A 26,634-nucleotide genomic window follows, 5' to 3' on the forward strand; every position below is an offset into this window, starting at 1 on the left:
CTTACAGCAACGGGATATCGCCCCTCGCCCAGCCCTCGGTGATCTCGGCGCCGCGCGCCTCGAAGGTGCCAGCCTCGATCGCAGCGCGGATGTCCTGCATCAGTTTCTGGTAGTAGGACAGGTTGTTCCACGTCAAAAGCATGGCGCCGAGCGCTTCTTGCGAGCGCACCAGATGATGCAGATAGGCGCGTGAGTAGTCACGGGCGGCCGGGCAGTCGCTTTCCTCGTCGAGTGGGCGCGGATCGTCAGCATGGCGGGCGTTGCGCAGATTGACCTTGCCGCGCCTTGTATAAGCAAGGCCGTGGCGGCCGGCCCGTGTCGGCATCACGCAGTCGAACATGTCGATGCCGCGCGCCACCGACTTCAGGATATCGTCAGGCGTGCCGACGCCCATCAGATAGCGCGGCTTGTTATCAGGCAGCTCCGGACAGGTGATGTCGAGCATCTCGAGCATCACCGCTTGCGGTTCGCCGACGGCCAGGCCGCCGACCGCATAGCCCTTCAACTCCATCGCGCTCAGCGCCTGCGCCGATCGCACCCGCAGCGCTGCGTTGTCGCCGCCTTGCACGATGCCGAACATCGCCTTGCCCGGCTGGTCGCCGAACGCCGTCTTGCAGCGCTCGGCCCAGCGCAGCGACAGCTCCATGGCGCGCTCGATCTCCTTCATTTCGGCCGGCAGCGCCGTGCATTCGTCGAGCTGCATCTGGATATCGGAATCGAGCAGCCCCTGAATCTCGATGGACCGCTCCGGCGACATCTCGTAGGCGGCGCCATCGATATGCGAGCGGAAGGTGACGCCCTTTTCGGTCAGCTTTCTCAGCTTCGACAGCGACATTACCTGGAAACCGCCACTGTCGGTCAGGATCGGATGCGGCCAGCGGGCGAATTCATGCAAGCCGCCGAGCCGCGCCACACGCTCGGCGCCTGGCCGCAGCATCAGATGGTAGGTGTTGCCAAGGATGATGTCGGCGCCGACGCCGCGCACCTGGTCCATATACATCGTCTTGACGGTACCGCCGGTGCCGACCGGCATGAAGGCCGGCGTGCGGATTTCGCCGCGCGGCATGTCGATCACGCCGCGCCGCGCCTTGCCGTCGATTGCCAGAACCTTGAAGCTGAACTGCTTAGCCATTGAATTCCTTGTCGTGGACCGGGGCGTCCGGCGCCTGCTTGTCGAGCGACTGGCGGTAGTGGATGCAGCCGCGCATGAATTTTGGCCAGGGCGGCACGGCGATCGATGGTTCGGTTTTTTCCGGCAGCAGGTCCCACAGATCGGGGTGATGCCAGCACAATTCATGGCCGGTGGAATCGCGGTGCTGGCGAATGCCGGCGCGCAGTTTTTTCACTTCCGCGATCAGCGCATCGCGGTCAAAGGCTTGCAGATCATCGTCCATCGCTCGTCTCCGCTCGGAAAAGCAGGCTTGCGTCGCCATAGGAATAGAATCTGTAACGGTTCTCGATCGCATGGGCATAGGCCGCGCGCATCGTGTCGAGGCCGCTGAAGGCCGAAACCAGCATGAACAGAGTCGAGCGCGGCAGATGGAAATTGGTCATCAGCATGTCGGCGGTGCGAAAACGGTAGCCGGGCGTGATGAAGATATCGGTCGGGCCGGACCACGCAGCCAGAGTACCGTCCTCACGCGCCGCACTCTCCAGCAGACGCAGCGAGGTCGTGCCGACAGCAACGATGCGCCCGCCCCTTGCTCTTGCGGCATTCAGGGCGTCCGCAGTGGCTTCGCTGACCGACCCGGTCTCGGCATGCATCTTGTGGTCGGCGGTGTCGTCCGCCTTGACCGGCAGGAACGTACCGGCGCCGACATGCAAGGTGACGAAGCGGCGTTCGACGCCTTTGGCGTCAAGCGCTGCAAAAAGCTCCGGCGTGAAATGCAGGCCCGCTGTCGGAGCCGCGACGGCGCCCTCCTCGCTTGCATAGATGGTCTGGTAATCGGCCCGGTCGCGTTCGTCGTCGTCGCGTTTCGAGGCGATATAGGGCGGCAGCGGAATATGGCCTACCGCGTGCAGCGCCTCGTCGAGGAACGGCCCCGACAGATCGAAGCCAAGCAGCGCCTCGCCGCCCTCGCCTTTCTCGATCACCGTGGCGTCGAGCTGACCGAGGAAACAGGAATTGCCGTCATGGCCGAAATGGATGCGGTCGCCGGCGGCAATGCGCTTGCCCGGCCGCATGAAGGCCAGCCAGCGGTCCGGCGCCATGCGCATATGCAGCGTGGCTTCGACCTGCGCCGTCGCCTCGCCCCGCCGCCTTATGCCTTTGAGTTGCGCCGGAATGACCTTGGTGTCGTTGAACACCAGCACGTCGCCGGCACTGAGCAAGGACGGCAGGTCGCCAACCGTCCGGTCCTCGAGCCCTTCGCCGGGCTTGACCAGAAGCATCTTGGCGCTGTCACGCGGCTGCGCCGGGCGGAGCGCGATGCGCTCCTCCGGCAAGTCGAAGTCAAAGACATCGACGCGCATCAGTAGAGCCGGACGAGCAGCGCTCCGGCCAAGAGCAGCACCGCGCCGGCAACGCGTCCCAGCGAGATTTCACGCACCGCGACGCCGAGGAAGCCGACGCGGTCGATGAGCATGCCGGCCAGCAACTGGCCGGCGACCAGAAACGCCATCAGCGCGGCAGCACCTATGCGTGGCGTCAGGATCGTCGACAGCGTGACATAGAAACCGCCGAGCATGCCGCCGGCCACGAACAGCCAGGGCGCCGGCGCTTTCCAGTCGAGCGAGATGCCTTGCAGCTTCACCACCGTAACGGAGATAATGCCGAGCACGATCGCGCCCGACAGGAACGAAAACGCAGCCGCCGCGACCGGGAGACCCAGGCCGCGCGCCAGCTGCGAATTGATCGGCGCCTGAATGGCAATGAAGGCGCCGGATAGGATGCCGAGAAGCGACCAGACGACGCCCATCATTGTCGTTTGCCCTTACTTGACGTCGACCGCGACCTTCAGCGACACGATCTTGTCGGGATCCTGCACCGGCTCGCCGCGCTTGATCTTGTCGACATTGTCCATGCCTTCGATGACCTGGCCCCAGACCGTGTATTGGCGGTTGAGGAAGGCGGCGTCGTCGAAGCAGATGAAGAACTGCGAATTGGCCGAGTTCGGGTTCTGCGAACGGGCCATCGAGCAGGTGCCGCGGCCATGGTTGGCGTTGGAAAATTCGGCCTTCAGGTCCGGCTTCTCAGAGCCGCCCATGCCCGCACGGGACGGCGCGAAGGAAGGCTTGCTCGAATTGCCGAACTTGACGTCGCCGGTCTGGGCCATGAAGCCTTCGATGACGCGGTGGAAGACCACGCCGTCATAGGCGCCTTCCCTAGCCAGTTCCTTGATGCGGGAGACGTGGCCCGGCGCCAGGTCGGGGAAAAGTTCGATGACGACCGTGCCCTTGGTCGTTTCCATGATGAGCGCGTTCTCGCGGTCCTTGATTTCGGCCATGTCAGATATCCTTTTGAGAAAACAGAGTTATTTGACAATTTTACTTGTCTGCGGCGATGCGCACCTTGATCATCCGGTCGGGGTCGGAGACCGTGCCGTTATCCGCCTGGTCGCCCTTCTTGATGTGATCCACCAGTTCCATGCCGCTGACGACATTGCCGACGATGGTGTACTGGCCGTCGAGCGGCGGTGCCGGAGCGAACATGATGAAGAACTGCGAATTGGCCGAATTGGGGTCCTGCGAGCGGGCCATGCCGACCACGCCGCGCTTGTAATGTTCGGTCTGCGAGAATTCGGCGGGCAGGTCGGGCAGGTCGGAACCGCCGGTGCCGACGGCCTCGGCGCTGAAACCTTTTTTCATATTGCCGAACTTGACGTCGCCGGTCTGCGCCATGAAGCCGTCTATGACGCGGTGGAAGGCGACGTTGTCATAGGCGCCTTGGCGCACCAGCTTCTTGATCTGCTCGACATGCTTTGGCGCCAGATCGGGCCGAAGCGCAATGGTGACGTCTCCGTCCTTCAGCGTGATGATCATGGTGTTTTCCGGGTCGGCGGCGAAGGCCGAGACCGATGCGGTCACAAGGCCGGCAAGCACAACGAGGAACGAGGCGAGCTTTTTCAGCTGCATATCTATCTCCGGAATCTTATTTCGCGAATTTGGCAGTGAGCGCACCGGCAACCGCCGCCGGCACGAAGGGGCGGATGTTGCCTCCCATAGAGGCAATCTGGCGGACAAGTGTGGCGGTAATGGTGCGCACGGACGGGCTGGCGGGCAGAAAAACCGTCTGCAACTCAGGTGCCATAGTCTCGTTCATGCCGGCCATCTGCATCTCATAGTCGAGGTCGGTGCCGTCGCGCAGGCCGCGGATCATGATCGAGGCGCCGTGCTTCCTGGCGGCGTCGATGACCAGCCCGTCGAAGGCGACGACCTTGATACGGGCACCATCGCTGCCGAATTCCGCCTTCGCCGCCGTCTCGATCAGCTTCACCCGCTCCTCGAAGGAAAACAGCGGCTGCTTGCCCGGATGGATGCCGATCGCCGCATAGACGATGTCGGCCACGGCCAGCGAAGCCTTCAGCACATCGAGATGGCCGTTGGTCAGCGGGTCGAAGGAGCCGGCATAGAGGGCGATGCGTTCGGTCATGGCAGGTGCTTCTAATGCATGATCCCAAAAAGTGGAAACCGGTTTTTGCGGACAAACGGTTTTTCGTTTGTCCTAGAGATCATGCTCAAATGAAAGCTAGAGCCTGTTCCATCTTCCGTCCACCAAGATGGAACAGGCTCTAACGAGCCTCTCTCGCAAAGGCAAATCCGATCGGCGCGCCGGCCGTGAACCTTTTCCGGCACATGAACGACAGATGAACACGCTGATCACGAAGCCTTCACGCAGCGTTCACTAGGTTGCACCTTAATTAGATGAAACCAAAATCCCATCTATCCGTTGTTAGGCGCAGGAGAACACGCACATGCTGATCTACATGCTCGCCACCGCAATGACCGTCGCCATGCTGATCGCCACCGTATTTGGGCTGCATCAGGAGGCACAACGCATCCGCGTCAAGGCAAACACCAAGCGCTTCGAAGGCTTCGGCCCGCGTAAGCCATATCGCCACTACTGATAAAGCCTGGACTTGCTGCCGCGCCGGCCAGCTGGCCGGCGTTGCCATGTCAAAACCTGGGTGCCGGACTTAGTCCGCACCCTCCGGACCGGCGTCAGACGCCGCAGCGGCATCGGCACCGCCCTCGACGGTTTCTTCGCTTTCTTCGTCCGCTTGCGGTTCAGAGATCCGCTCGACCGAAACCACCTTTTCGCCTTCAGCCGTGTTGAAGATGGTCACACCCTTGGTGGCGCGGCTGGCGAAACGAATGCCGTTGACCGGCACCCGGATGACGGTGCCGCCGTCCGACACCAGCATGATCTGGTCGTCATTGCCGACCGGGAAGGTCGCCACCAGCCTGCCAATCTCGGCCGCCTTCGACACGTCGGTGGCGCGGATGCCCTTGCCGCCGCGTCCGGTCAGCCGGAAATCATAGGACGACGAACGCTTGCCGTAGCCGAATTCGGTCACCGTCAGCACGTACTGTTCGTGCGCCTTGAGTTCTTCGTATCGGCTGTCGGAAAGCTCTGTCTCCTCTCCGATCTCCTCATTGGTCAGCGCGATCTCTTCCTCTTCTCCGGCCGTTTCCGTGGCAAGCCGCCGCTCCGCCGCCGCGCGCTTCAGGTAAGCGGCGCGTTCCGCCGGCGAAGCATCGACATGCTCTATCACCGACATCGAGATGATGCGGTCGGTCTCGGCCATGGTTATGCCGCGCACACCGACCGAATTGCGGCTCTGGAAGACGCGCACGTCGCCGACGGAGAAGCGTATGCACTGGCCGGAACTGGCGGTCAGCAGCACGTCGTCCTTGTCGGTGCAGGTTTCGACGCCGAGGATCTCGTCGCCTTCTTCCTCCAGCTTCATGGCGATCTTGCCGTTGCGGTTGACCTGGACGAAGTCGGATAGATCGTTGCGGCGCACGGTGCCGCGTGTGGTGGCGAACATCACGTAGAGTTCGCCCCAACTGGCCTCGTCCTCCGGCAGCGGCATGATGGTGGTGATGCGCTCGCCCTGCTCCAGCGGCAGCATGTTGATCAGCGCCTTGCCGCGTGACTGCGGATTGCCGATCGGCAGCCGCCAGACCTTTTCCTTGTAGACGATGCCGCGCGAGGAGAAGAACAGCACCGGCGTATGGGTGTTGGCGACGAACAGCCGGGTGACGAAATCCTCTTCCTTGGTCGACATGCCGGAGCGGCCCTTGCCGCCGCGGCGCTGCGCCCGGTAGAGCGACAGCGGCACGCGCTTGATGTAGCCGGAATGGCTCACCGTCACGACCATGTCTTCGCGCTGGATCAGATCCTCGTCTTCCATGTCCGAACCGCCGTCGGTGAGCTCGGTGCGGCGCGGCGTGCCGAACTCGTCGCGCACGGCGGCAAGCTCGTCCTTGACGATCTGCTGGACGCGCGCGCGGGAAGACAAAATGTCCAGATAATCGATGATTTCGGCGCCGATCGTGTTCAACTCGTCGGCGATCTCGTCGCGGCCGAGCGCGGTCAGGCGCTGCAGGCGCAGCTCGAGGATGGCGCGCGCCTGCTCCTCGGACAGATTGTAGGTACCGTCCTCGTTGATCCGGTGGCGTGGATCATCGATCAGGAGGATCAGAGATTCCACATCGCCAGAGGGCCAGCGCCGCTCCATCAACTGCTCACGCGCCGTCTGCGGATCCGGCGCGGTGCGGATCAGCTTGATGACTTCGTCGATGTTGGCGACTGCGATAGCGAGACCGACCAGCACATGGGCGCGATCGCGCGCCTTGCGCAGCAGGAACTTCGTCCGCCTTGTGATCACCTCCTCGCGGAAGGCGACGAAAGCCTTCAGCATATCGGTCAGGTTCATCACTTCCGGCTTGCCGCCATTCAGCGCCACCATATTGGCGCCGAAAGAGGTCTGCAGTGGCGTGAAGCGGTAGAGCTGGTTGAGAATGACGTCGGCAACGGCGTCGCGCTTCAGCTCGATGACGACCCGGTAGCCCTGGCGGTCGCTCTCGTCGCGGATATCGGAAATGCCTTCGATGCGCTTGTCGCGCACCAGTTCAGCCATCTTCTCGATCATCGACGACTTGTTCACCTGGTAGGGAACTTCGGTGATGATGATGGACTCGCGGTCGTTGCCGCGCTGTTCGATGTTGACGCGCCCGCGCATGACGATGGAGCCGCGGCCGGTCGAATAGGCGCTGTAGATGCCCGAACGGCCAAGCACGATGCCACCGGTCGGAAAATCAGGGCCAGGAATGATCTCCATCAGCGCCGGCAGGTCGATCGCCGGATTGTCGATGATGGCGATGGCGCCATTGCAGACTTCACCGAGATTGTGCGGCGGGATGTTGGTCGCCATGCCGACGGCGATGCCGCCCGAGCCATTGACCAGAAGGTTGGGAAAACGTGCCGGCAGAACCTTGGGTTCGCTGCCGGAAGCATCATACGTGTCCTGGAAATCGACGGTATCCTTGTCGATATCCTCCAGGAGCTCGTGCGCGACCTTGGTCAGCCGCGCTTCCGTGTAGCGCATCGCCGCAGGCGGATCGCCGTCGATGGAGCCGAAATTGCCCTGCCCGTCGATCAACGGAACGCGCAACGACCAGTCCTGCGCCATGCGCACCAAGGCGTCATAGATGGAAGCATCGCCATGCGGATGGTATTTACCCATCACGTCGGCGACAGGACGCGCCGACTTCACATATTTGCGGTTCCAATGGTAGCCGCTCTCATGGGCGGCGAAGAGAATGCGGCGATGCACCGGCTTCAGGCCGTCGCGCACGTCCGGCAGCGCACGGCTGACGATCACGCTCATGGCGTAATCGAGATAGGAGCGCTGCATCTCCTCGACGATGGATATCGGCTCGATGCCGGTGGGGCCGCCGTCGGCGCCGCGCGGTGTCTTCTGGTCGGTCAAATCGGATCACAATCTAATCAGGAATCACTTGGTGCTTATATAGGAAGCAAGCCCGAAACTCCAACCTTCACGGCACTTTTCCAGTGTCATTTTTGATGGTAATTTCAAATGGATACCGATGATTGCGACGATATGGCCAAGGCGGTTTTCACCGCCCTGACGCAAAAGCCTGCGTGTCTGCCTTGCGGTGCACCGGGCCGATTCACCAAGCAGAAACGACCTATGCGCCAGGGCGGCTGCGATACTGGCCCGGCGTCTCCCCCATGATCCGTCGAAAACGACGATTGAAGGTCGACAGATCGTTGAAGCCGACCTCGAAGGCTATCGCAGAGACCGCATTGTCAGACATGCGCAGCCGCACCGCAGCCCTGTGCAATCGCGTCTTGAGCAGGAATTGGTAGGGCGTCATGCCCGCGACCTGTCGGAAGATGCGCAGGAAATGATACGGACTGGTCGCCGTCTCATCGGCAAGTGCTGAAAGCGAGATCGGCCCGTCTGCATCGAGTTCGATGCGCCGCACAGCTTCGGCAACCCGTTTTTGATCGCGGCGGCTCGGCGCGCGCCTGACATGCGTAGCGCCGGAGGCTGTAGCTACGGCAGCACCGGCCATGCGCAGGGAAAGTTCCTCGAAAGCGTCGATGTCGGCCATCTCGCGAGCGGTTTCCGCCTCGGCCAGGAGTGGCGCCAGGACCGGCAAAGGCAGCAGGCGCGCCGCCTCGAAGGCCAGCTTCCTGGCGCCCGGCACGCCAGCCGCGATCCGTTCCATGTAGGACGGCCGGAAATGGAACGAGAGGCAACGGTCGCCGCTGCCATGCTCGTGCCCGCATTCGTAACATGTGCCGGGATTGCCGAGCAGGAGCGCGCCAGGCGCCAGCATCGCCGTGCCTTGCTGGGCACGGTAGCGAAACGTGCCGCTAGTGACCGCGGCGACACAGAAATCCTGATGCGCTTCCTCGAACGGCCGGTCGCCGGCGCTAGCCGTGCAGATCACATCCGCCACATGCCAGCCGGGTCCGGATGCGAGCGTATGCGTGGTCGCTGTCATGACCGGAATATAGCAATTTTTCCCAAGCCCAGAACCTCGTAACCGCCTATTCCCTCCCAGTCTCCTGACAAGAAGAGGCCACAACCATGTTCGATCAATCTTCGTTTGCCGATGCCCTGCATAGCCCTGGACCGATCGAAGGCCTTGCCGAAAAACTGAGCCTTTACGGCCGCTTCGTCGGCGCCTGGACTTTCGACGCCTCGCGCCACCTCGAGGACGGCACGGTGCTGACAGGGCGTGGCGAGGTGCATTTCGGCTGGGTACTGGAAGGCCGGGCGATCCAGGACGTCTGGATCCTGCCCGCGCGGGACACTGGTTCCCAGCCCTCGCTCGGCAAATGGACTTTTTATGGCACGACGCTGCGCGTCTATGATCCCGGCGCGGATGCCTGGCACATCTTCTGGAGCGACCCGCCCAACCAGTATTTCAGCCGCCAGCTCGGCCGCGCCGAGGGTGACACGATCGTGCAAGTGGGCGCCGACGGCACCGGCAGCTCAGTACGCTGGGGCTTTTCACGCATCACCGAAAACTCTTTCCGATGGCTGGGCGAGCGCTCGCACGACAATGGCGCGACATGGCGGCTGGAGGTCGAGTTCCTGGCGCGCCGAGCGGTTTGATCGCCGAAGAATGCAGCAGCCCGGAATAAAGGCGTCGCGACCCTTTGCGCCCTCCGCTGTCCCGCCGGCATCAACCACTTTCTCACGAACAGTTCCCACCGAACGGGCTTTGCTCTACCAATTATCCTGGTACGGGCACGGCCCGGCGGGAGGGTCAGAGATGCCGAGTTTCGACAGCCTGTTCAACGCCTTCGTCACCATTCTCGTGACCATCGATCCGCCCGGCCTGGCGCCGCTGTTCCTCGCCGTGACGCGCGGCATGAATCGCGAGGAGCGTCAGCAGGTTTCCGTCCGCGCGTCGATCATCGGTTTCCTGGTGATGGCGCTGTTTGCGGTTGCAGGCGCCTCGATCCTGTCGGTGTTCGGCATCACGCTGCCGGCTTTCCGCGTCGCCGGCGGCTTCCTGCTGTTCTTCATCGCCTTCGAAATGGTGTTCGAGCGCCGGCAGGACCGCAAGGAGAAGATCGGCGACGTCGCCATCACCAAGGACATGATCCACAACATCGCCGCCTTCCCGCTGGCAATCCCGCTGATCGCGGGTCCCGGCGCCATTTCGGCAACTGTGCTGCTCTCAGGTTCCTTTCAAGGCTTTGCGGCGCAGGCGGCGCTGGTCGGCATCATCTTCGTCTGCCTTGCCATCACCTATCTGGTGTTCGTGCTGTCGGAACGCATAGACCGCATCCTCGGCCAGACCGGCCGCTCGATCCTGACCCGCCTGCTCGGCGTCATCCTGGCAGCACTGGCCGTGCAATTCGTCGCCGACGGCATCAAGGCGCTGATAGCGGGCTGACAGGCTGACGCGGCGAGAATCTCGAAGCCGGCTCTATCTCGCCGTCGTGTCGACGACCTCGAAATCGTGGGTAATCGTGGCGGTCTTGGCAAGCATCGCGGAGGCCGAGCAATATTTTTCGATCGAAAGGTCGATCGCGCGTTTCACCTTGTCGCTGGAGAGTTGCCTGCCCTTGACGACGAAATGCATATGAATGCGGGTGAACACTCTGGGTTCGGTTTCCGCCCGGTCGGCCTCGAGCTCGACGACGCAGTCCTCGACCGCCTCGCGCCCCTTTTCGAGGATGTGCACGACATCATAGGCCGAACAGCCGCCGGTGCCGATCAGCACCAGCTCCATCGGGCTCGGTCCCGGCGTCCTGCCTTCCGGTCCGGGCGCGGTTCCCAGCACCAGTTTGTGGCCGCTACCGGACTCGCCGACGAAGGTGCGTTCCTCGACCCATTTTACGCGTGCTTTCATCGAACTCGTCCTTCGCCATATTTCGTTGATCGCCATGTCGGCGTTCAGTTCGACAATGCAAAACCCCGAAAGTCCATGAGGGACTCTCGGGGCGCAATGTTTGACTTAAGCCAAAAACAACATCTGCTGTTGCGATCAGAACGGGATTTCGTCGTCCAGTTCGCGCGACGAACCGCCACCGCCGCCGCTCTTGGCACCGCCACCACCGCGATTGAAGCCTTCGCTCGGGCTGGACTGGCCGAAATCGGAACCACGGCTGCTGCCGCCACCGGCATAGCCGCCGACTTGGCCGCCTTCACCCTGCCCGCGCGCGTCGAGCATCTGCAGCTCACCGCGGAATTTCTGCAGCACGACTTCCGTCGTGTACTTGTCGGCGCCGGTCTGGTCCTGCCATTTGCGCGTCTGCAGCTGGCCCTCTACATAGACCTTCATGCCCTTCTTCAAATACTGCTCCGCCACCTTGGCGATGCCCTCATTGAAGATGACGACGTTGTGCCATTCGGTCTTTTCCTTGCGCTCGCCGGAATTCTTGTCACGCCAGCTTTCCGACGTCGCAATGCGAATGTTGACGACCGGCTCGCCCGAGTTGAGGCGACGGATTTCGGGATCCGCGCCGAGGTTGCCGACCAAAATGACCTTGTTGACGCTACCCGCCATGATATTTCTCCGCGCTCATCCGAGACAAATTTTTTTGTCGCAGCACCTTACAGGCTGCAGGCGTCAGCCGCTTGCCGTGGCTGCCTTTACCCACAAGGTTTTTGTTCCCTGTTCGTTCTATGGTGCAGATGACGTTCTGTCAATGTTTGTCAGCAAGATGTAGTGTCCCGGCCGGAAATTTCCATGAAATCGGATCTGACCGGGGGCGATCAAATGAAGTCTGTCGCACATGAGGACCAGCAGCGCGAGCAATGGCGAGCAGGTGTGGAAACACGCATGCATGTGTCGGCCAGCAATGGTGCATCGCAACTTTGCATATTCGAGCAATGGGTCAAGCCCACGGTCGGCGCCCCAACGCATTGGCATCCCGTGGAGGAAGTGCTGACCGTTATCGCCGGTAGGGCTGAGATGTGGATCGACGATGAGCATACAGTCGTGACATCGGGCCAGTCTCTCGTTGTCCCCGCGAACAGGAAACACGGGTTCAAGAACGCCGGCACTGGAACGCTTCACATCCACGCCGTCCTTGCGTCGCCGATTTTCGAGGCGACGTTCGATGGGCCTGCCGGAATGGTGAGACGCTGGCTTCCGACAATCTCGTAAAACAGTGCTTGCCAAATAAATAAGTATTCACTTATGCTTTTGACATGATCGAAGCAGAGATTTTTCGCGCACTGGCCGACCCGACGCGCCGCGCCGTCTTTGAGCGGCTAGCCGCAGGCGAGATGAGCGTGTCGGAATTGCGCACCGGTATGACGGTGTCGCAGCCCGCGGTGTCGCAGCATTTGGCCGTCCTGCGTGGCGCAGGCCTGGTGGTCGAGCGGCGAGCCGGCCGCAACGCCTATTACCGCGCCGATCCGCAGGGGCTCGCTCCCTTGCTCTCCTGGATCGAACGCTACCGGACTTTCTGGCCGGAACGCATCGAAAGGCTGAAGGCGGTTTTGAAGGACATGGATCAATGAACGACAGGGGATCAATGGCCGACGAAAGCCATCGCGAAGTCTCTCCGGATGCGCTCGAGTTCGAGTACGACCTTGCCGAGCCGCCGGAAAAGGTCTGGCGGGCCCTGACCGTACCGGAATTGCTCGCCGCCTGGATGATGCCCAACGACATGAGACCCGAGATCGGCAACCGTTTTGCCTTCGCCGGGACGGGCGCGCCGATCGAATGCGAAATCCTCGACGCCGAACCCGAGAAGTTGCTGCGCTATTCCTGGCGGGAGCAGCCGGGCGACGCAGCCAGGCAGGATCCGCTCGACAGTACCGTCACCTTCACACTTGCCCGGACCGTTTCCGGCGGCACGCATCTGCGTGTCGTCCATGACGGCTTTGCCCGCAAGGCCATGCCTGCCATCGCCATGGCAAGCGCCGGCTGCCGTCTTTCGCTCGGTTTGCGCGCAATTGGAAAGCCCATCGCCGCGAACGCCCCGCGCCTTCTGCGCGCGGCATAATAGAAAATCGGAGAAGAAAAATGAGCGGTGTTGCCAGTCTGGTGCCGATGGTCATCGAGCAATCGAGCCGCGGCGAACGCGCCTTCGACATCTTTTCGCGGCTGCTGCGCGAGCGCATCATCTTCATCAACGGCGAGATCAACGACGACATCTCGGCGCTGGTCTGCGCGCAGCTTTTGTCGCTGGAATCGGACAATCCGGACAAGGAGATCTCGCTCTACATCAACTCGCCGGGCGGCGTGGTGACCAGTGGTTTCGCCATCTACGACACGATGCAATATATCAGCTGTCCGGTGTCGACCGTATGCATGGGCTTTGCCGCTTCGATGGGCTCGTTCCTGCTGATGGCAGGCACACCGGGGCGCCGGATTTCCCTGCCGAACGCCACCATCCTGCTGCATCAGCCGCTGGGCGGGTTCCAGGGTCAGGCCTCCGACATCCAGCGACATGCCGAGCGCATCGGCAGGACGAAACGGCACATGACCGAGCTCTACGCGCAGCATTGCGGCCGTACCTATGAAGAGGTCGAGCGCACGCTGGACCGCGACCACTTCATGACCGCCCGCGAGGCGCAGGCATGGGGCATCGTCGACCATGTTTTCGACACGCGCAAAAAGGCGGCGTAAGCCAGGGCCGGAGCGGAGTCCGGCCGGCTGCCGAAGATTTGACGATGCCGGTCTGGTTCCATCGGCGGCGCGCCACTATAGTCCTGGGATGGCCGACACTCATCCTTCCAGACCACTGCGCCCCGTCATCGCCGTCGTGGTGCTCGCATTTGCCAGCCTCCTGAGCGGCGCGGCTCTTGCAGAGGACAGTTCGCCGTCGACGCAAAAAAGCGCCCTGCCCGGCGTGACCGGCGACTACCGCATCGCCAAGCCGGCTCGCGAGCCGGACGATGCGCTGCCGGCCGGCGAGAACGGCACATTCAAGATCGGCGATACGGATGTCAGGATTTCCGGCAGCATCACCGTCGATGTCGGCGCCGGCTCGATCGGGCCGCCGCGTCACTGAGTGCGCGCGGACGCGTCACTGAGTGCGCGCGGAAATGAGCGTTCCCCACATAAAACGGCCCCGCCGTGCCTTGGGCAAACGGACGGGGCCTTCTGGATCTCAAATCCAACTTTGCCGGGAGTGTACTGCCGGCGTTTGATTTCGGATGCACCGCGGCGTTCGGCCGACGATCCGACTAGCAGTCTCTGATTTTTAGGGGATATGGCAGGTCACGGTTTGCCGGGTGGCGCAGACGCTAAACCCTGGCACTTATGCCTGCCGCGGCTCCAGTGACAACTGGAACCCTAGGGGACGATCCGGTGGCGTCATAGCTCCGCTCCTCTGTCCGTTGCGATTGTTGTCAATTCGAAGCACAAATCGCAAATGCCTGCGGCGTCTCACAGGCCGCCTTTGGGCGGCGAGGCCATCGAAAGACGGCCGGCTTCGTTGACTTCCGGAGACTGCGCTCCTGGGTTGCCCGCGTCAACTATCAATAGCCGGTTACCGAAAAACGTGATCGTCGGGAGGTTACGTACAAGTCAGTTTTGCACAGCTTTGTCAGGAGCGTGTTCGGCCTTTGTTCTTTCCGCTTGCCCGTTCACGCGAAAGACGCTTAAACGCTTTTGTCGGGAATTGTGGCGTCTCTCGACGTGGCGGCAAAACTACCTACATAGGGGATGGCCGGGAAAACCCGCCATTCCAGGAAATTCCAGATTCTGAGGCGGCGACCGGCTATGGCCGACCATAAATATCTTTCCATTCGCGGGGCGCGCGAACACAATCTGAAGAATGTCGATCTCGACCTGCCGCGTGACAGCCTGATCGTCATGACCGGCCTGTCGGGGTCCGGCAAGTCATCGCTTGCCTTCGACACGATCTATGCCGAGGGCCAGCGCCGCTACGTCGAAAGCCTGTCGGCCTACGCGCGGCAATTCCTCGAAATGATGCAGAAGCCTGACGTCGACCAGATCGACGGCCTGTCGCCTGCCATTTCCATCGAGCAGAAGACCACATCGAAGAACCCGCGTTCGACGGTCGGCACCGTCACCGAGATCTACGACTATATGCGCCTGCTTTTTGCGCGCGTCGGCATCCCCTATTCGCCGGCCACCGGCCTGCCGATCGAGAGCCAGACGGTTTCGCAGATGGTCGACCGCGTGCTGGCGATCGAGGAAGGCACGCGCCTGTTCATCCTGGCGCCGATGGTGCGCGGCCGCAAAGGCGAGTACCGCAAGGAATTGCTGGAACTGCAGAAGAAGGGCTTTCAGCGCGTCAAGGTCGACGGCGTCTTCTATGAGATCGCCGACGTGCCGGCGCTGGACAAGAAGTACAAGCATGACCTCGATGTCGTCGTCGACCGCATCGTCGTGCGCGGCGATCTCGCGACTCGGCTTGCCGATTCCATCGAAACGGCGCTGAAGCTGGCCGATGGGCTGGCGGTCGCCGAATTCGCCGACAAGCCGCTCGATTCCAGCCAGACCGGCGAGGATTCGGTCAACAAGTCGAAGAACGAGACGCATGAGCGCATCCTGTTCTCGGAAAAGTTCGCTTGCCCGGTCTCCGGCTTCACCATTCCGGAAATCGAACCGCGGCTGTTTTCGTTCAACAATCCGTTCGGCGCCTGCCCGACCTGCGACGGTCTCGGCAGCCAGCGCGCCATCGACGGCAATCTGATCGTGCCGGATGAAAACATCTCGCTGCGCGACGGCGCCGTCAGCCCGTGGGCGAAGTCGACCTCGCCCTATTACGCGCAGACGCTGGAGGCATTGGGCAAGGCCTATGGCTTCAAGCTCGGCGACAAGTTCAAGGATCTAACCGAAGAGGCCAAGGAAGCCATCCTGCGCGGCACCGGCGAGCGCGAGATCACCTTCCAGTATGATGACGGCCTGCGCTCCTACAAGACGACGAAGACTTTCGAAGGCGTCATCCCCAATCTCGAGCGGCGCTGGAAAGAGACCGAATCCGCCTGGATGCGCGAGGAGATCGAGCGCTTCATGTCGGCCACACCCTGCCCGGTCTGCAAGGGCTATCGGCTGAAGCCCGAGTCGCTGGCGGTGAAGATCGCCGGCAGGCACATCGGCGAAGTCACCGAGCTTTCCATCCGCAAGGCCGACCAGTGGTTCACCGACCTGCCCGCGTCGCTCAACGACAAGCAGAACGAAATCGCGGTGCGTGTGCTCAAGGAAATCCGTGAACGGCTGCGCTTCCTCAACGATGTCGGGCTCGACTATCTGACGTTGTCGCGCAATTCCGGCACGCTGTCGGGCGGCGAGAGCCAGCGCATCCGGCTGGCATCGCAGATCGGCTCCGGCCTGACCGGCGTGCTCTATGTGCTGGACGAGCCGTCGATCGGCCTGCACCAGCGCGACAATGCGCGCCTGCTCGATACGCTGAAGCACCTGCGCGACATCGGCAACACGGTGATCGTCGTCGAGCATGACGAGGACGCCATCCTGCATGCCGACTATGTCGTCGACATGGGCCCGGCCGCCGGCATCCATGGCGGCGAGATCATCGCCCAGGGCACGCCGCAGCAGGTCATGGCCAATCCCAATTCGATCACCGGCAAATATCTGTCGGGCGCGCTCGAAGTGGCGACGCCCGGCGTGCGGCGTGAAGCGAAGAAGAACCGCCGCATAAAGATCGTCGGCGCGCGCGGCAACAATCTGAAGAACGTCACCGCCGAAATCCCGCTCGGCACCTTCACCGCCGTCACTGGCGTGTCCGGCGGCGGCAAGTCGACCTTCCTGATCGAGACGCTGTTCAAGGCCGCCTCGAGACGCATCATGGGCTCGCGCGAACATCCGGCCGACCACGACCGCATCGAGGGCCTCGAATTCCTCGACAAAGTCATCGACATCGACCAGTCGCCGATCGGCCGCACACCGCGTTCAAACCCGGCCACCTATACCGGCGCCTTCACGCCGATCCGCGACTGGTTCGCTGGCCTGCCGGAGGCCAAGGCGCGCGGCTATCAGCCGGGACGCTTCTCGTTCAACGTCAAGGGCGGCCGCTGCGAGGCCTGCCAGGGCGACGGCGTCATCAAGATCGAGATGCACTTCCTGCCCGACGTCTACGTCACCTGCGACGTCTGTCACGGCAAGCGTTATAACCGCGAGACGCTCGATGTCCTGTTCAAGGGCAAGTCGATCGCCGACGTGCTCGACATGACGGTCGAGGAAGGCGTCGATTTCTTCGCCGCCGTGCCCGGCGTGCGCGACAAGCTCGACACGCTGAAGCAGGTCGGCCTCGGCTACATCCATATCGGCCAGCAGGCGACAACGCTGTCCGGCGGCGAGGCGCAGCGCATCAAGCTCGCCAAGGAACTGTCGCGCAAGGCGACCGGCAAGACGCTCTACATCCTGGATGAGCCGACCACTGGCCTGCATTTCCACGACGTTGCCAAACTGCTGGAAGTGCTGCACGAACTGGTAGACCAGGGCAACACGGTGGTGGTCATCGAGCACAATCTCGAAGTGACAAAAACCGCGGACTGGGTGCTCGACCTCGGCCCCGAAGGCGGCGACGGCGGCGGCGAACTGGTCGCCTCCGGCACGCCGGAAGCCATCGTGCGCGAAAAACGCAGCTACACCGGCCAGTTCCTCAAGGAGCTTCTGGAGCGACGTCCCGGAGGCAAACGCGAAGCGGCGGAGTGATCGACCGGTTGGCGCCTGGAGAGCTCTGGAGAGCTTTTGAATGACAATCAGAAGAGCGCTTGCCGGTGATCTCCAAACCGTCGTCTCGCTGACGGAAGCGGCCTATGCACCTTACATCGCGCTGTTCGGCGCGCCGCCGATCCCGGTCACCGAGGACTATGCGCCGCGCATCGCGCGCGGCGAGGTCTGGTTGCTGGAAAGTGGCGGCGAGCTTGCCGGGCTGATCGCGCTGGAGCGACATGACGACCACGCGATGATCTTCTCCGTCGCGGTCTCCCCCGACTTTCAAGGCAAGGGCTTCGGCATTGCGCTGCTGAAACACGCGGATGAGCAGACCCATCTCTGGGGTCTGCCAGAAGTGCGGCTCTACACCAACGCCAGGATGGAGCGGAACATTGCGCTCTATCTTGCCTATGGTTTCCACGAAACGGGTCGCCGGCCCAATCCCTACCGGCCAGGATGGGTGCTCGTCGACATGATCAAAACCGTCGATGAGATTACCGCGGCCTGATCTTTTTCTGCATTGGGAGGATGACAATGAGCACATCGGGAACAATCCGCGCCGGCATGGGCGGCTGGACCTTCGAACCCTGGGATACGTCCTTCTATCCCGACAAGCTTTCCAAGGCCAAGCAGTTGAACTACGCCACTCGCCAGGTGCCGAGCATCGAGGTCAACGGCACCTACTATTCCAGCTTCAAGGAGCCGACCTTCGTCAAATGGGCCAGCGAAGCGCCGGACGGCTTTGTCTATTCGCTGAAGGGCAACCGCTTCGTTACCAACCGGCGCGTGCTGGGCGAGGCCGGCGAATCGATGATGCGCTTTCTTGGCTCCGGCGTGGCGGCGCTCGGCGAAAAGCTCGGGCCGATCCTGTGGCAGTTCGCGCCGACCAAGAAATTCGATCCGGACGATTTCGAAGCCTTCCTGAAGCTGCTACCGGAAAAGCAGGACGGCGTTGCGCTGCGCCATGCGCTCGAAGTCCGCAACGACAGTTTTGTCGTGCCGGAATTCGCAGCACTTGCCCGAAAATACAAGGCCGCGATCGTCTACGCCGACCATGCCAAATATCCTGATATCGCCGACATCACCGCCGATTTCGTCTACGCCCGACTGCAGACCGGCAGCGATGACAATCCCGACTGCTATACGCCGAAAGGCCTCGATGAATGGGCCGCGCGGGTAAAGACCTGGGCGCAAGGCAAGCAGCCGGCCGACCTGCGGCGCGCCGACCCCGCCACCGATGCGCCGGTCAAGCCGCGCGACGTGTTCGTTTACTTCATCACCGAGGGCAAGGTGCGCGCGCCGTTCGGCGCCATGGCACTGATGAAGCGAGTGGACCAGGGTCAACCGGTTCCCTGACGCAGCGGAATCATGGCATCTTCGCCACCGTCGTAACCTTATCGATACCTCCTTGCTGCATGAATTCAGCCAGACCAGTCGCAGATCTGGGCCGCCACGGGCAAGGACGAGGGGCATGTCGCTCGACTACACTTCACTTCTCCTGGCTGTCGGTTTTTCCGCGGCCTGCCTGAGCCTGACATTGTTCGGCATGTGGCTGACCGCTCGCTCGGAGAAATTCCTGCTGACATGGGCGATCAGCCTGGTGTTCGTGGTCGGCGATATTTTTGTCTATGACGCCTATATCGACATGCCCGGGCGCCTGCTGGGCATCGCCACGCTGGCTTTCCTCCTGCTCGGTTTCTCGACAATGCTAGGCGCGGCCTACCAGTTCAGAACCGGCGGCTCGCCAGTGCCCCGAACTGTACTTGGCAGCGCCATTTCGCTGGCCGTGACGTTGCCTCCCATGGCCCTAGGTTATGATGGGCTGGGCTTCATGTTCGAAAATGCCTTCGCCGCCTTGCTTCTGTTCGCAACGGCGGTCGAATACTGGAAGGGCCGCGACGAAGCCCCTGCCCTGACGATCGGTATCACCGCGCTCTATTCTGCCACGGCCGCATCCTTCGCTCTCTGCGCCATGGTTTTAGCCTTGGATGGAAAGCTGATCCTTGGACATGCGCCAAGCAACTGGGCCGAGGAACTGAGCCTCATCATCGTCATCGCCAGCATGACCGGGATTGGAGCGCTTTCCCTGGCCCTGAATCAGGGACGCTTGGCCCGGCATCACCGCCACAATGCCCTGACCGACCCGCTGACCGGCCTGCTCAACCGCCGCGCCCTGTTCGACCTGCACGGCGATGCGCCGGTCGGCGCCTTCACGGCGGTGGTCGTCTTCGATCTCGACAACTTCAAGGCCATCAACGACGAATTCGGCCACGCCGCCGGTGATGAAGTGCTGAGGGTGTTTGCACGGGAACTCGCCAGCAATCGCCGCCCGGCCGACGTCGCCGCGCGCATGGGCGGCGAGGAGTTCGCGCTGGTGCTGAAGCGGACCTTGCCCGAAACGGTGGAGGCCACCGCCGAGGCCATACGGGCAGCTTTCGCCGCGCACCGCATCGAAACCGAGACAGGCTCGCTGATATGCACCGTCAGTGCCGGATTTGCTTTCGGCACCAAGGAAGGCCTCGGCTTCGACAAGGTGCTCAACGCCGCCGACAAGGCGCTCTACGACGCCAAGCGCGGAGGCCGTAACCGCGTCACCGCGTCTCCGTTCAGGCGCGCAAGCTAATCGCGCAACACCGGCCTCTGATCGTGGGGAGACGAATGCGGCTCCTAGGCCGCCATGACAATCTCATTGAAGGTATCGAGATCGACATAGAAGACCTTGGTGATCTCCTCGATCAGATCGTCGTAGTCGCAGCCCTGTGATCTCAAGATATTGATGGCAGCGATGATGTCGACGCGTTCGGTAAGCCGCCGCTTCTGGTAATCCTCGACGTAACGTTCCATGGCTGTCCCTTAGCCTGTGTGCCCAAACGCGTTTGAACGACAGAGATCGCAGGAGGGAAGCTAGGCAGCCTTGCTTGCGTGAAACTTGCCCGGCATTGGCTGTGGTCCTCGATCTGCGATAACCAGACTGATACGGAAGCGGCCGACTCACAAAGCCATGGAAAAGACTAGCACGCGATATTGAGCGTGCCAGAGACGCAGGTGATCGGATGGAGAAATATTGGACTTGGCAAGAACTTCGGATCGCCAACTGAAGTTCACCGCCAATGCTAGACGGTAAGGAACTTCCGCACATCAGCCCGGTCTAAATCTTCAGCCGGGCCGGTATGGACGATCACGCCCCGGTCCATGATGTTGACCTCGTCGGCGAGCTCGCGGCAGAAATCGAGATATTGTTCGACCAAAAGCACGGCGATGCCCGCCTGGTCGCGTAGATAGCGGATGGCGCGGCCGATGTCCTTAATGATCGACGGCTGTATGCCCTCGGTCGGTTCATCGAGCACGAGCAGTTTCGGCCGCATCACCAGCGCCCGCCCGATGGCGAGCTGTTGCTGCTGGCCGCCGGAAAGATCGCCGCCGCGACGGCCGAGCATCTGCTTCAGCACAGGGAACAATTCGAAGACATGCGCCGGAATGTTGCGGTCGGCTCGCCTCAGCGGCGCAAAGCCTGATTCCAGGTTCTCCCGCACGGTGAGCAGCGGAAAGACCTCCCTGCCCTGCGGTACGAATGCGATGCCCGACCGGGCGCGGTCATACGCCGCGCTCCGGTCGAGCGCCTTCCCCTCGAAGGCAACGCTTCCGCTCGTCAGCCGGTGGTGGCCGACGATCGATCTCATCAAACTGGTCTTACCGACGCCGTTGCGGCCGAGCACGCAGGTGATCTTGCCGGCGCCCGCCTTCAGCGACACGCCGCGCAGCGCCTGGGCGGCGCCGTAGTGCAGCGTGGCATTGGAAACTTCGAGCATGTCAGCGCTTTCTCCAGAATTTGAGAAACGACAGATCGAAGTGATGGAATTGAACCCGCCAGACCACGCTCATCTCCCCAGATAGACTTCGACGACACGCTCGTCGGCCGACACGAAATCGAGTGTGCCTTCCGAGAGCACCGAGCCTTCATGCAGGCAGGTGACCTTGACGCCGAGCTCGCGCACGAAATGCATGTCGTGCTCGACGACGATGACCGAATGGTCGCGGGCGATATCCTTGAGCAGCCGCGCGGTTTCCTCGGTCTCGGCATCGGTCATGCCGGCGACCGGCTCGTCAACCAGAAGCAGTTTCGGGTCCTGCGCCAAGAGCATGCCGATCTCCAGCCACTGCTTTTGCCCATGGCTGAGATTGGCCGCCAGTTCGTCACGCTTGTCGCCAAGCCGGATGATGCCGAGGATGTCATCGATCTGCCGCGTCTCGGCGGCCGAGCGGCGGTGAAACAGCGCCGGGAAGATCGAGCGAGGACCCTTCAGCGCCAGCATCAGGTTTTCCTCGATCGTGTGGCTTTCGAAGACGGTCGGCTTCTGGAATTTACGGCCAATGCCCATCATGGCGATCTCGGCCTCGTCGTGCTTGGTGAGATCGACTTGGCCGTCGAAGAACACCTCGCCCTCGTCGGGCCGCGTCTTGCCGGTGACGATGTCCATCATCGTCGTCTTGCCGGCGCCGTTGGGGCCGATGATGGCGCGCATCTCGCCCTTGTCGAGCACCAGCGACAGATTGTTGATGGCGCGAAAGCCGTCGAAGGAGACCGAGACGCCGTCGAGATAAAGGATCGTGTTCGACTTTGACATGGTCGCTCACTCCGCCGGCTGTGGTTCGGGGTTGCTGGCGGACCAGTCACCTGGCTTTCTTGCTTCACTGCGAACGATTTTCGCCGGCGGCGAGACATCGGCATCGGTGCCGGCTTCCTCGGCAATCGAAGCAGCTCGCAACGCCTTGGCGTTGCCGCGCCAGGAATCCCACATGCCGATGATGCCCTTGGGCAGCAAAAGCGTGACGGCGACGAACAGCCCACCCAGTGCAAACAGCCAGAACTCCGGCAGTACGCCGGTGAACCAGGATTTTCCGGCATTGACCAGCAACGCACCGATGATCGGCCCGACAATGGTGCCGCGCCCGCCGACAGCCGCCCAGACGACGACTTCAATCGAATTGGCCGGCTCGAATTCACCCGGATTGATGATGCCGACCTGCGGCACGTAGAGCGCACCGGCTATGCCGGCCATGACGGCCGAGACGGTGAAGGCGAACAGTTTCACGTTCTCCGCCCGCCAGCCGAGAAAGCGCGTGCGGCTCTCGGCATCGCGTACCGCCATCAAGAGCTTGCCGTATTTTGAGCCGACGATCGCCCAGGTGACGAAGACGGCAAGTGCCAGCATCACCGCGCTGGCGGCAAACAGCGCCGAGCGCGTCGCGTCGGCCTGCACGTTGAAGCCCAGAATATCCTTGAAATCGGTCAGGCCGTTGTTGCCGCCGAACCCCATATCGTTGCGGAAAAAGGCAAGCAGCAGCGCATACGTCATCGCCTGGGTAATGATGGAGAGATAAACGCCGGTGACGCGGCTGCGGAAGGCGAACCAGCCGAAGACGAAAGCCAGCAGGCCAGGCACCGCGAGCACCATAAGGCCGGCGAACCAGAAATGGTCGAAGCCATACCAGAACCATGGCAGTTCCTTGTAGTTCAGGAACACCATGAAGTCGGGCAAGACGGGATTGCCATAGACGCCGCGCGAGCCGATCTGGCGCATCAGATACATGCCCATTGCATAGCCGCCGAGCGCGAAGAAGGCGCCGTGACCGAGCGAAAGAATGCCGCAATAGCCCCAGACCAGGTCGAGCGCCAAGGCAAGCAGCGCGTAGCAGAGATATTTGCCGGTCAGCGCGACGATGTAGGATGGGATGTAGAAGGCGCTGGCGGGAGACACCGCAAGGTTGAGCAACGGCACGATGACGGCCACCGCCAGCAGGATGAAGATCGTGATCGCGATGCGGCGGTCCGCGCCGGCGGCAAAGAAGCGTCCCGTGATCATGCTTCCACCGCCCTGCCCTTGAGCGCGAACAGGCCGCGCGGGCGCTTCTGGATGAACAGGATGATCAGCACCAGCACGACGATCTTGCCGAGCACCGCGCCCGCATAAGGCTCGAGGAACTTGTTGACGATGCCGAGCGAGAAGGCGCCGACCAGCGTGCCCCACAGATTGCCGACGCCGCCGAAGACAACGACCATGAAGCTGTCGATGATGTACCCGCGGCCGAGATTGGGCGAGACGTTGTCGATCTGGCTCAGCGCGACGCCGGCAATGCCGGCAATGCCGGAGCCGAGCGCGAAGGTCAGCGCGTCGACCCACGGCGTCCTGATGCCCATCGAGGCAGCCATGCGCCGGTTGGCGGTGACGGCGCGCATCTGCAGGCCCCAGGGCGTGCGCTTCATCACGTAGAGCAGGATGCCGAAGACAGCGAGCGCGAAAAACAGGATCCACAGGCGGTTCCGGGTGATCGCCAACTGTCCGACATTGAACGAGCCCGACATCCAGGATGGGTTGCCGACCTCCTGGTTGGTCGGCCCGAAGATTGAGCGCACGGCCTGTTGCAGGATCAGCGAGACGCCCCATGTCGCCAGCAGCGTTTCAAGCGGCCGGCCATAGAGGAAGCGGATGACACCGCGCTCGATGATCAGGCCAACCAGGGCCGCGACGAGAAACGCGAGCGGCAGTGCGATGACCAGCGACCAGTCGAACAGGTCCGGGAAGGATGTACGGATCACCTGCTGGACGACGAAGGTCGTGTAGGCGCCGAGCATGACCATCTCGCCATGCGCCATGTTGATGACGCCCATGACGCCGAACGTGATGGCGAGGCCGATTGCCGCCAGCAGCAGCACCGAGCCCAGCGAGATGCCGTACCAGACGTTCTGCCCGGCGTCCCAGAAGGCCAGCGTCGAATTGATGTTGGCGATCGCGGCTGTCGCCGCTTGCCTAACCGCGTCGGTGGAATTCGCCACGACCGAAGTGAGCAGCGAAACAGCATCGCGATCGCCCCGTGCCCCGATAAGCGCGATGGCGGCGAGCTTGTCGGCTTCGGGCCGATCCGAGACAAGAACTGACGCGGCACGGGCCTGTTCGAGCAGAGCCTTGACGCTGGCCACGGCCTCACCGGCGATCGCCGTATCGAGGGGGGCGATATTTGCGGCGTCAGGTGTCTTGAACATGGTGTCGGCGGCGGCGATGCGGACAGCCGGATCCTTGGCGCCGAGCGTCAGCGTGCCCAACGCATCGCGGATGACGCGACGCAGCGTGTTGTTGACCTTGATCTTGGTGATGCCGTCCTTGGCCGCCTCACCCGATGCCTCCCCGCTCAACGGGTCGGAAAGCTGGACGCTCTCGCCCGCTTCCTTGCCGACAAACACCAGGGAATCGGCCTTGCGGACATAGAGGTTGCCGTCGGCAAGTGCCGCAAGCGGCCGCTCCACCGCCGGGTCGCCAGCGGCTGCCAGTTCGTGGACGACGGCTCCGATCTCGGAAAAGCCCTTGGCCGTGGCGAATTTGGCGATCATGCCGCGCAGATCGGTTTCGCCAGCGCCCGATGACGACAGTGTCGCCAGCAGGAACAACAGCATCAAACCCGTGCGGATTAAGGTCATCGGTTTCTGGTAACCCCTGAAGGTTGAAGTGGGCGTCCGGACGGCGGAGGAAGCCGTCCGGACGCGCGCGGTCTGACTGGGTCAGCCCTGGGAGGGATCAGTTCGTGCCCTTGCCGCCGCACTTGCCGGTGGCAACATTAAAGTTGCCGCAGGACAGAGGCGCGCGCCAATCCGAGATCAGGTCCTTGGAATCAGGCAGATAGTCGGACCATTCGTCGCCCATCACCAGGCCCGGCGTGCGCGACACGGTCTCGAACTGGCCGTCGGCCTGGATTTCGCCGATCAGCACCGGCTTGGTGATGTGGTGGTTCGGCATCATCGTCGAATAGCCGCCGGTCAGGTTCGGCACCGACACGCCGATCATGGCGTCGATGACCTTGTCCGGATCGGTGGTGCCGGCCTTCTCGACCGCCTTCACCCACATGTTGAAGCCGATATAATGGGCCTCCATCGGGTCGTTGGTGGTGCGCTTGTCGTTCTTGATGAACTTGTGCCAGTCGGCGATGAACTTCTTGTTCTCGGGCGTATCGATGCTCTCGAAATAGTTCCAGGCGGCGAGATGGCCGACCAGCGGCGCGGTGTCGAGACCTGCAAGCTCTTCCTCGCCGACCGAGAAGGCCATGACCGGAATGTCCTCGGCCTTGATGCCCTGGTTGCCGAGTTCCTTGTAGAACGGCACGTTGGCGTCGCCGTTGACGGTGGAGACGACGGCGGTCTTCTTGCCGGCCGAACCGAACTTCTTGATCGCCGAAACCTCGGTCTGCCAGTCGGAGAAGCCGAACGGCGTGTAATTGACCATGATGTCTTCAGCCGCCACGCCCTTGGCCTTCAGATAGGCCTCGAGGATCTTGTTGGTGGTGCGCGGATAGACGTAGTCGGTGCCTTCCAGCACCCAGCGCTTAACCGAACCGCCGTCCTCGCTCATCAGATAGTCGACCGCCGGGATCGCCTGCTGGTTCGGCGCCGCACCCGTGTAGAACACGTTGCGCTCGCTCTCCTCGCCCTCATACTGGACCGGATAGAACAGGATGTTGTCGAGTTCGGAGAACACCGGCAGCACCGATTTGCGCGACACCGAGGTCCAGCAGCCGAACACCGCCGCGACCTTGTCCTTGGAGATCAGTTCGCGCGCCTTTTCGGCAAACAGCGGCCAGTTGGAAGCCGGATCGACGACCACCGCCTCGAGCTTCTTGCCGAGCAGGCCGCCCTTGGCGTTCTGCTCGTCGATGAGCATCAGCATGGCGTCCTTCAGTGTCGTCTCCGAAATCGCCATGGTCCCCGAGAGCGAATGGAGAATGCCGACCTTGATCGTGTCGTCGGCGGCCTTGGCCGGAGCCGACATCAACAGGCCGGCGGCGACCGCACCAGCCGAAAACATTTTTGTTATTGTCGAGAAATTACCCCTCATATTACGGACTCCCAAGCTAGTTGATTGCACCGCAACACTACAATGCAACCCCCATGCCAACCGCTCCAGCGATCCCGAAAGGGTACAAATAGTTCATAGATATCAGCGCCTTGGAACATAGGGCTTCCAAAACAAAGAGAGCCGGCCA

29 protein-coding genes are annotated in these 26,634 nt (G+C 62.2%); 12 read left to right on the forward strand and 17 right to left on the reverse strand.

All coding sequences use genetic code 11. From position 1 onward, the window contains the following. Position 1: 1 nt before the first annotated feature. The 7 genes from tgt to coaD form a co-directional block, all read right to left on the reverse strand. Positions 2-1,132 carry a tRNA guanosine(34) transglycosylase Tgt gene (tgt, locus tag AC0NIL_RS20460; RefSeq protein ID WP_013531821.1) on the reverse strand — a complete coding sequence of 377 codons (1,131 nt, stop codon included), beginning with the start codon at positions 1,130-1,132 and terminating at the stop codon, positions 2-4. After that, complete coding sequence (locus AC0NIL_RS20465; protein WP_013531822.1) at positions 1,125-1,394, reverse strand: hypothetical protein; 270 nt, start codon at positions 1,392-1,394, stop codon at positions 1,125-1,127. Before AC0NIL_RS20465 ends, tgt begins: the two co-directional genes overlap by 8 nt. Then, positions 1,384-2,472, reverse strand: coding sequence for a tRNA preQ1(34) S-adenosylmethionine ribosyltransferase-isomerase QueA (queA, locus tag AC0NIL_RS20470; RefSeq protein ID WP_063172082.1), 1,089 nt, complete (start codon positions 2,470-2,472; stop codon positions 1,384-1,386). Before queA ends, AC0NIL_RS20465 begins: the two co-directional genes overlap by 11 nt. After that, complete coding sequence (locus AC0NIL_RS20475) at positions 2,472-2,921, reverse strand: DMT family transporter (protein ID WP_013531824.1); 450 nt, start codon at positions 2,919-2,921, stop codon at positions 2,472-2,474. Before AC0NIL_RS20475 ends, queA begins: the two co-directional genes overlap by 1 nt. Positions 2,922-2,933: 12 nt before the next feature. Continuing rightward, the gene (locus AC0NIL_RS20480; protein WP_473573363.1) at positions 2,934-3,446 is read right to left on the reverse strand and encodes a peptidylprolyl isomerase; all 513 of its coding nucleotides are present in this window, start codon (positions 3,444-3,446) and stop codon (positions 2,934-2,936) included. A gap of 40 nt (positions 3,447-3,486) precedes the next feature. Next, entirely contained in the window at positions 3,487-3,981 is a 495-nt protein-coding gene (locus tag AC0NIL_RS20485; protein WP_244506973.1) for a peptidylprolyl isomerase, read from the reverse strand. Positions 3,982-4,090: 109 nt separating this feature from the next. Next, positions 4,091-4,591, reverse strand: a complete 501-nt coding sequence (gene coaD / locus AC0NIL_RS20490) for a pantetheine-phosphate adenylyltransferase (protein WP_013531827.1) — start codon at positions 4,589-4,591, stop codon at positions 4,091-4,093. 322 nt (positions 4,592-4,913) lie between these two features. Between coaD and AC0NIL_RS20495 the strand changes: the two genes are divergently transcribed. Next, positions 4,914-5,066 (forward strand): hypothetical protein, encoded by a 153-nt coding sequence (locus AC0NIL_RS20495; protein ID WP_081714296.1) that lies wholly within the window; start codon positions 4,914-4,916, stop codon positions 5,064-5,066. A gap of 69 nt (positions 5,067-5,135) precedes the next feature. Here AC0NIL_RS20495 and gyrA read toward each other — a convergent pair whose 3' ends face one another. Both gyrA and AC0NIL_RS20505 read right to left on the reverse strand, forming a co-directional pair. After that, positions 5,136-7,937, reverse strand: coding sequence for a DNA gyrase subunit A (gyrA, locus tag AC0NIL_RS20500; protein ID WP_013531829.1), 2,802 nt, complete (start codon positions 7,935-7,937; stop codon positions 5,136-5,138). A gap of 220 nt (positions 7,938-8,157) precedes the next feature. After that, positions 8,158-8,982, reverse strand: coding sequence for a helix-turn-helix transcriptional regulator (locus AC0NIL_RS20505; RefSeq protein ID WP_473573365.1), 825 nt, complete (start codon positions 8,980-8,982; stop codon positions 8,158-8,160). Positions 8,983-9,068: 86 nt separating this feature from the next. Here AC0NIL_RS20505 and AC0NIL_RS20510 point away from each other — a divergent pair, with 86 nt between their 5' ends. Continuing rightward, on the forward strand, positions 9,069-9,599 hold the full coding sequence (locus AC0NIL_RS20510; RefSeq protein WP_275953098.1) for a hypothetical protein: 531 nt from the start codon (positions 9,069-9,071) through the stop codon (positions 9,597-9,599). Positions 9,600-9,759: 160 nt separating this feature from the next. After that, the gene (locus AC0NIL_RS20515; RefSeq protein ID WP_013531832.1) at positions 9,760-10,389 is read left to right on the forward strand and encodes a MarC family protein; all 630 of its coding nucleotides are present in this window, start codon (positions 9,760-9,762) and stop codon (positions 10,387-10,389) included. A 33-nt stretch (positions 10,390-10,422) separates the two neighbouring features. On the opposite strand, the gene AC0NIL_RS20520 is transcribed toward AC0NIL_RS20515, so the two are convergent. After that, a complete protein-coding gene (locus AC0NIL_RS20520) occupies positions 10,423-10,848 on the reverse strand; it encodes an OsmC family protein (protein WP_127367750.1) in 426 nt (141 codons plus the stop codon). Between the two features lie 135 nt (positions 10,849-10,983). Beyond that, positions 10,984-11,505, reverse strand: a complete 522-nt coding sequence (locus AC0NIL_RS20525) for a single-stranded DNA-binding protein (protein ID WP_024503512.1) — start codon at positions 11,503-11,505, stop codon at positions 10,984-10,986. Between the two features lie 183 nt (positions 11,506-11,688). Between AC0NIL_RS20525 and AC0NIL_RS20530 the strand changes: the two genes are divergently transcribed. From AC0NIL_RS20530 to AC0NIL_RS20570, 9 genes are all read left to right on the forward strand, one after another. Continuing rightward, positions 11,689-12,108: a cupin domain-containing protein gene (locus AC0NIL_RS20530; RefSeq protein ID WP_346016433.1), complete on the forward strand. Its 420-nt coding sequence runs from the start codon at positions 11,689-11,691 to the stop codon at positions 12,106-12,108. Positions 12,109-12,152: 44 nt separating this feature from the next. Beyond that, entirely contained in the window at positions 12,153-12,467 is a 315-nt protein-coding gene (locus tag AC0NIL_RS20535; RefSeq protein WP_013531836.1) for an ArsR/SmtB family transcription factor, read from the forward strand. Further along, positions 12,464-12,955: an SRPBCC family protein gene (locus AC0NIL_RS20540; protein ID WP_275953100.1), complete on the forward strand. Its 492-nt coding sequence runs from the start codon at positions 12,464-12,466 to the stop codon at positions 12,953-12,955. Before AC0NIL_RS20535 ends, AC0NIL_RS20540 begins: the two co-directional genes overlap by 4 nt. 20 nt (positions 12,956-12,975) lie before the next feature. Further along, entirely contained in the window at positions 12,976-13,581 is a 606-nt protein-coding gene (locus tag AC0NIL_RS20545; protein ID WP_013531838.1) for an ATP-dependent Clp protease proteolytic subunit, read from the forward strand. A gap of 88 nt (positions 13,582-13,669) precedes the next feature. Next, entirely contained in the window at positions 13,670-13,966 is a 297-nt protein-coding gene (locus tag AC0NIL_RS20550; RefSeq protein WP_275953101.1) for a hypothetical protein, read from the forward strand. 713 nt (positions 13,967-14,679) lie between these two features. After that, entirely contained in the window at positions 14,680-17,601 is a 2,922-nt protein-coding gene (gene uvrA / locus AC0NIL_RS20555; RefSeq protein ID WP_473573367.1) for an excinuclease ABC subunit UvrA, read from the forward strand. A gap of 40 nt (positions 17,602-17,641) precedes the next feature. Next, a complete protein-coding gene (locus tag AC0NIL_RS20560; protein WP_224672857.1) occupies positions 17,642-18,112 on the forward strand; it encodes a GNAT family N-acetyltransferase in 471 nt (156 codons plus the stop codon). A gap of 26 nt (positions 18,113-18,138) precedes the next feature. Beyond that, positions 18,139-18,960: a DUF72 domain-containing protein gene (locus tag AC0NIL_RS20565; protein ID WP_127385406.1), complete on the forward strand. Its 822-nt coding sequence runs from the start codon at positions 18,139-18,141 to the stop codon at positions 18,958-18,960. A gap of 115 nt (positions 18,961-19,075) precedes the next feature. After that, positions 19,076-20,227 (forward strand): GGDEF domain-containing protein, encoded by a 1,152-nt coding sequence (locus tag AC0NIL_RS20570; RefSeq protein ID WP_275953102.1) that lies wholly within the window; start codon positions 19,076-19,078, stop codon positions 20,225-20,227. A gap of 44 nt (positions 20,228-20,271) precedes the next feature. Here AC0NIL_RS20570 and AC0NIL_RS20575 read toward each other — a convergent pair whose 3' ends face one another. The 6 genes from AC0NIL_RS20575 to urtA form a co-directional block, all read right to left on the reverse strand. Next, positions 20,272-20,448 (reverse strand): hypothetical protein, encoded by a 177-nt coding sequence (locus AC0NIL_RS20575; protein WP_013531844.1) that lies wholly within the window; start codon positions 20,446-20,448, stop codon positions 20,272-20,274. 269 nt (positions 20,449-20,717) lie between these two features. Continuing rightward, on the reverse strand, positions 20,718-21,413 hold the full coding sequence (gene urtE, locus AC0NIL_RS20580; RefSeq protein ID WP_013531845.1) for an urea ABC transporter ATP-binding subunit UrtE: 696 nt from the start codon (positions 21,411-21,413) through the stop codon (positions 20,718-20,720). A 69-nt stretch (positions 21,414-21,482) separates the two neighbouring features. After that, entirely contained in the window at positions 21,483-22,229 is a 747-nt protein-coding gene (urtD, locus tag AC0NIL_RS20585; RefSeq protein WP_013531846.1) for an urea ABC transporter ATP-binding protein UrtD, read from the reverse strand. A gap of 6 nt (positions 22,230-22,235) precedes the next feature. Beyond that, entirely contained in the window at positions 22,236-23,468 is a 1,233-nt protein-coding gene (urtC, locus tag AC0NIL_RS20590) for an urea ABC transporter permease subunit UrtC (RefSeq protein ID WP_473573370.1), read from the reverse strand. Continuing rightward, positions 23,465-25,078, reverse strand: a complete 1,614-nt coding sequence (gene urtB / locus AC0NIL_RS20595; RefSeq protein ID WP_473573372.1) for an urea ABC transporter permease subunit UrtB — start codon at positions 25,076-25,078, stop codon at positions 23,465-23,467. Before urtB ends, urtC begins: the two co-directional genes overlap by 4 nt. A gap of 97 nt (positions 25,079-25,175) precedes the next feature. After that, positions 25,176-26,486 (reverse strand): urea ABC transporter substrate-binding protein, encoded by a 1,311-nt coding sequence (urtA, locus tag AC0NIL_RS20600; RefSeq protein WP_013531849.1) that lies wholly within the window; start codon positions 26,484-26,486, stop codon positions 25,176-25,178. Positions 26,487-26,634 lie beyond the last annotated feature (148 nt).

The organism is Mesorhizobium sp. WSM1343, from assembly GCF_055901535.1.

What these genes read in the sequence shown, in the direction of transcription:
- AC0NIL_RS20480 (WP_473573363.1), bottom strand. Translation starts at nt 3,446, where the DNA reads ATGGCCGAAATCAAGGACCGCGAGAACGCGCTCATCATGGAAACGACC.
- AC0NIL_RS20540 (WP_275953100.1), top strand. Translation starts at nt 12,464, where the DNA reads ATGAACGACAGGGGATCAATGGCCGACGAAAGCCATCGCGAAGTCTCT.
- AC0NIL_RS20485 (WP_244506973.1), bottom strand. Translation starts at nt 3,981, where the DNA reads ATGATCATCACGCTGAAGGACGGAGACGTCACCATTGCGCTTCGGCCC.
- AC0NIL_RS20475 (WP_013531824.1), bottom strand. Translation starts at nt 2,921, where the DNA reads ATGATGGGCGTCGTCTGGTCGCTTCTCGGCATCCTATCCGGCGCCTTC.
- AC0NIL_RS20520 (WP_127367750.1), bottom strand. Translation starts at nt 10,848, where the DNA reads ATGAAAGCACGCGTAAAATGGGTCGAGGAACGCACCTTCGTCGGCGAG.
- AC0NIL_RS20560 (WP_224672857.1), top strand. Translation starts at nt 17,642, where the DNA reads ATGACAATCAGAAGAGCGCTTGCCGGTGATCTCCAAACCGTCGTCTCG.
- AC0NIL_RS20535 (WP_013531836.1), top strand. Translation starts at nt 12,153, where the DNA reads ATGATCGAAGCAGAGATTTTTCGCGCACTGGCCGACCCGACGCGCCGC.
- AC0NIL_RS20465 (WP_013531822.1), bottom strand. Translation starts at nt 1,394, where the DNA reads ATGGACGATGATCTGCAAGCCTTTGACCGCGATGCGCTGATCGCGGAA.
- urtD (WP_013531846.1), bottom strand. Translation starts at nt 22,229, where the DNA reads ATGTCAAAGTCGAACACGATCCTTTATCTCGACGGCGTCTCGGTCTCC.
- urtB (WP_473573372.1), bottom strand. Translation starts at nt 25,078, where the DNA reads ATGACCTTAATCCGCACGGGTTTGATGCTGTTGTTCCTGCTGGCGACA.
- queA (WP_063172082.1), bottom strand. Translation starts at nt 2,472, where the DNA reads ATGCGCGTCGATGTCTTTGACTTCGACTTGCCGGAGGAGCGCATCGCG.
- AC0NIL_RS20565 (WP_127385406.1), top strand. Translation starts at nt 18,139, where the DNA reads ATGAGCACATCGGGAACAATCCGCGCCGGCATGGGCGGCTGGACCTTC.
- AC0NIL_RS20570 (WP_275953102.1), top strand. Translation starts at nt 19,076, where the DNA reads ATGTCGCTCGACTACACTTCACTTCTCCTGGCTGTCGGTTTTTCCGCG.
- urtC (WP_473573370.1), bottom strand. Translation starts at nt 23,468, where the DNA reads ATGATCACGGGACGCTTCTTTGCCGCCGGCGCGGACCGCCGCATCGCG.
- uvrA (WP_473573367.1), top strand. Translation starts at nt 14,680, where the DNA reads ATGGCCGACCATAAATATCTTTCCATTCGCGGGGCGCGCGAACACAAT.
- AC0NIL_RS20515 (WP_013531832.1), top strand. Translation starts at nt 9,760, where the DNA reads ATGCCGAGTTTCGACAGCCTGTTCAACGCCTTCGTCACCATTCTCGTG.
- AC0NIL_RS20495 (WP_081714296.1), top strand. Translation starts at nt 4,914, where the DNA reads ATGCTGATCTACATGCTCGCCACCGCAATGACCGTCGCCATGCTGATC.
- AC0NIL_RS20525 (WP_024503512.1), bottom strand. Translation starts at nt 11,505, where the DNA reads ATGGCGGGTAGCGTCAACAAGGTCATTTTGGTCGGCAACCTCGGCGCG.
- urtA (WP_013531849.1), bottom strand. Translation starts at nt 26,486, where the DNA reads ATGAGGGGTAATTTCTCGACAATAACAAAAATGTTTTCGGCTGGTGCG.
- urtE (WP_013531845.1), bottom strand. Translation starts at nt 21,413, where the DNA reads ATGCTCGAAGTTTCCAATGCCACGCTGCACTACGGCGCCGCCCAGGCG.
- AC0NIL_RS20510 (WP_275953098.1), top strand. Translation starts at nt 9,069, where the DNA reads ATGTTCGATCAATCTTCGTTTGCCGATGCCCTGCATAGCCCTGGACCG.
- AC0NIL_RS20545 (WP_013531838.1), top strand. Translation starts at nt 12,976, where the DNA reads ATGAGCGGTGTTGCCAGTCTGGTGCCGATGGTCATCGAGCAATCGAGC.
- AC0NIL_RS20550 (WP_275953101.1), top strand. Translation starts at nt 13,670, where the DNA reads ATGGCCGACACTCATCCTTCCAGACCACTGCGCCCCGTCATCGCCGTC.
- tgt (WP_013531821.1), bottom strand. Translation starts at nt 1,132, where the DNA reads ATGGCTAAGCAGTTCAGCTTCAAGGTTCTGGCAATCGACGGCAAGGCG.
- AC0NIL_RS20575 (WP_013531844.1), bottom strand. Translation starts at nt 20,448, where the DNA reads ATGGAACGTTACGTCGAGGATTACCAGAAGCGGCGGCTTACCGAACGC.
- AC0NIL_RS20530 (WP_346016433.1), top strand. Translation starts at nt 11,689, where the DNA reads ATGAAATCGGATCTGACCGGGGGCGATCAAATGAAGTCTGTCGCACAT.
- coaD (WP_013531827.1), bottom strand. Translation starts at nt 4,591, where the DNA reads ATGACCGAACGCATCGCCCTCTATGCCGGCTCCTTCGACCCGCTGACC.
- AC0NIL_RS20505 (WP_473573365.1), bottom strand. Translation starts at nt 8,982, where the DNA reads ATGACAGCGACCACGCATACGCTCGCATCCGGACCCGGCTGGCATGTG.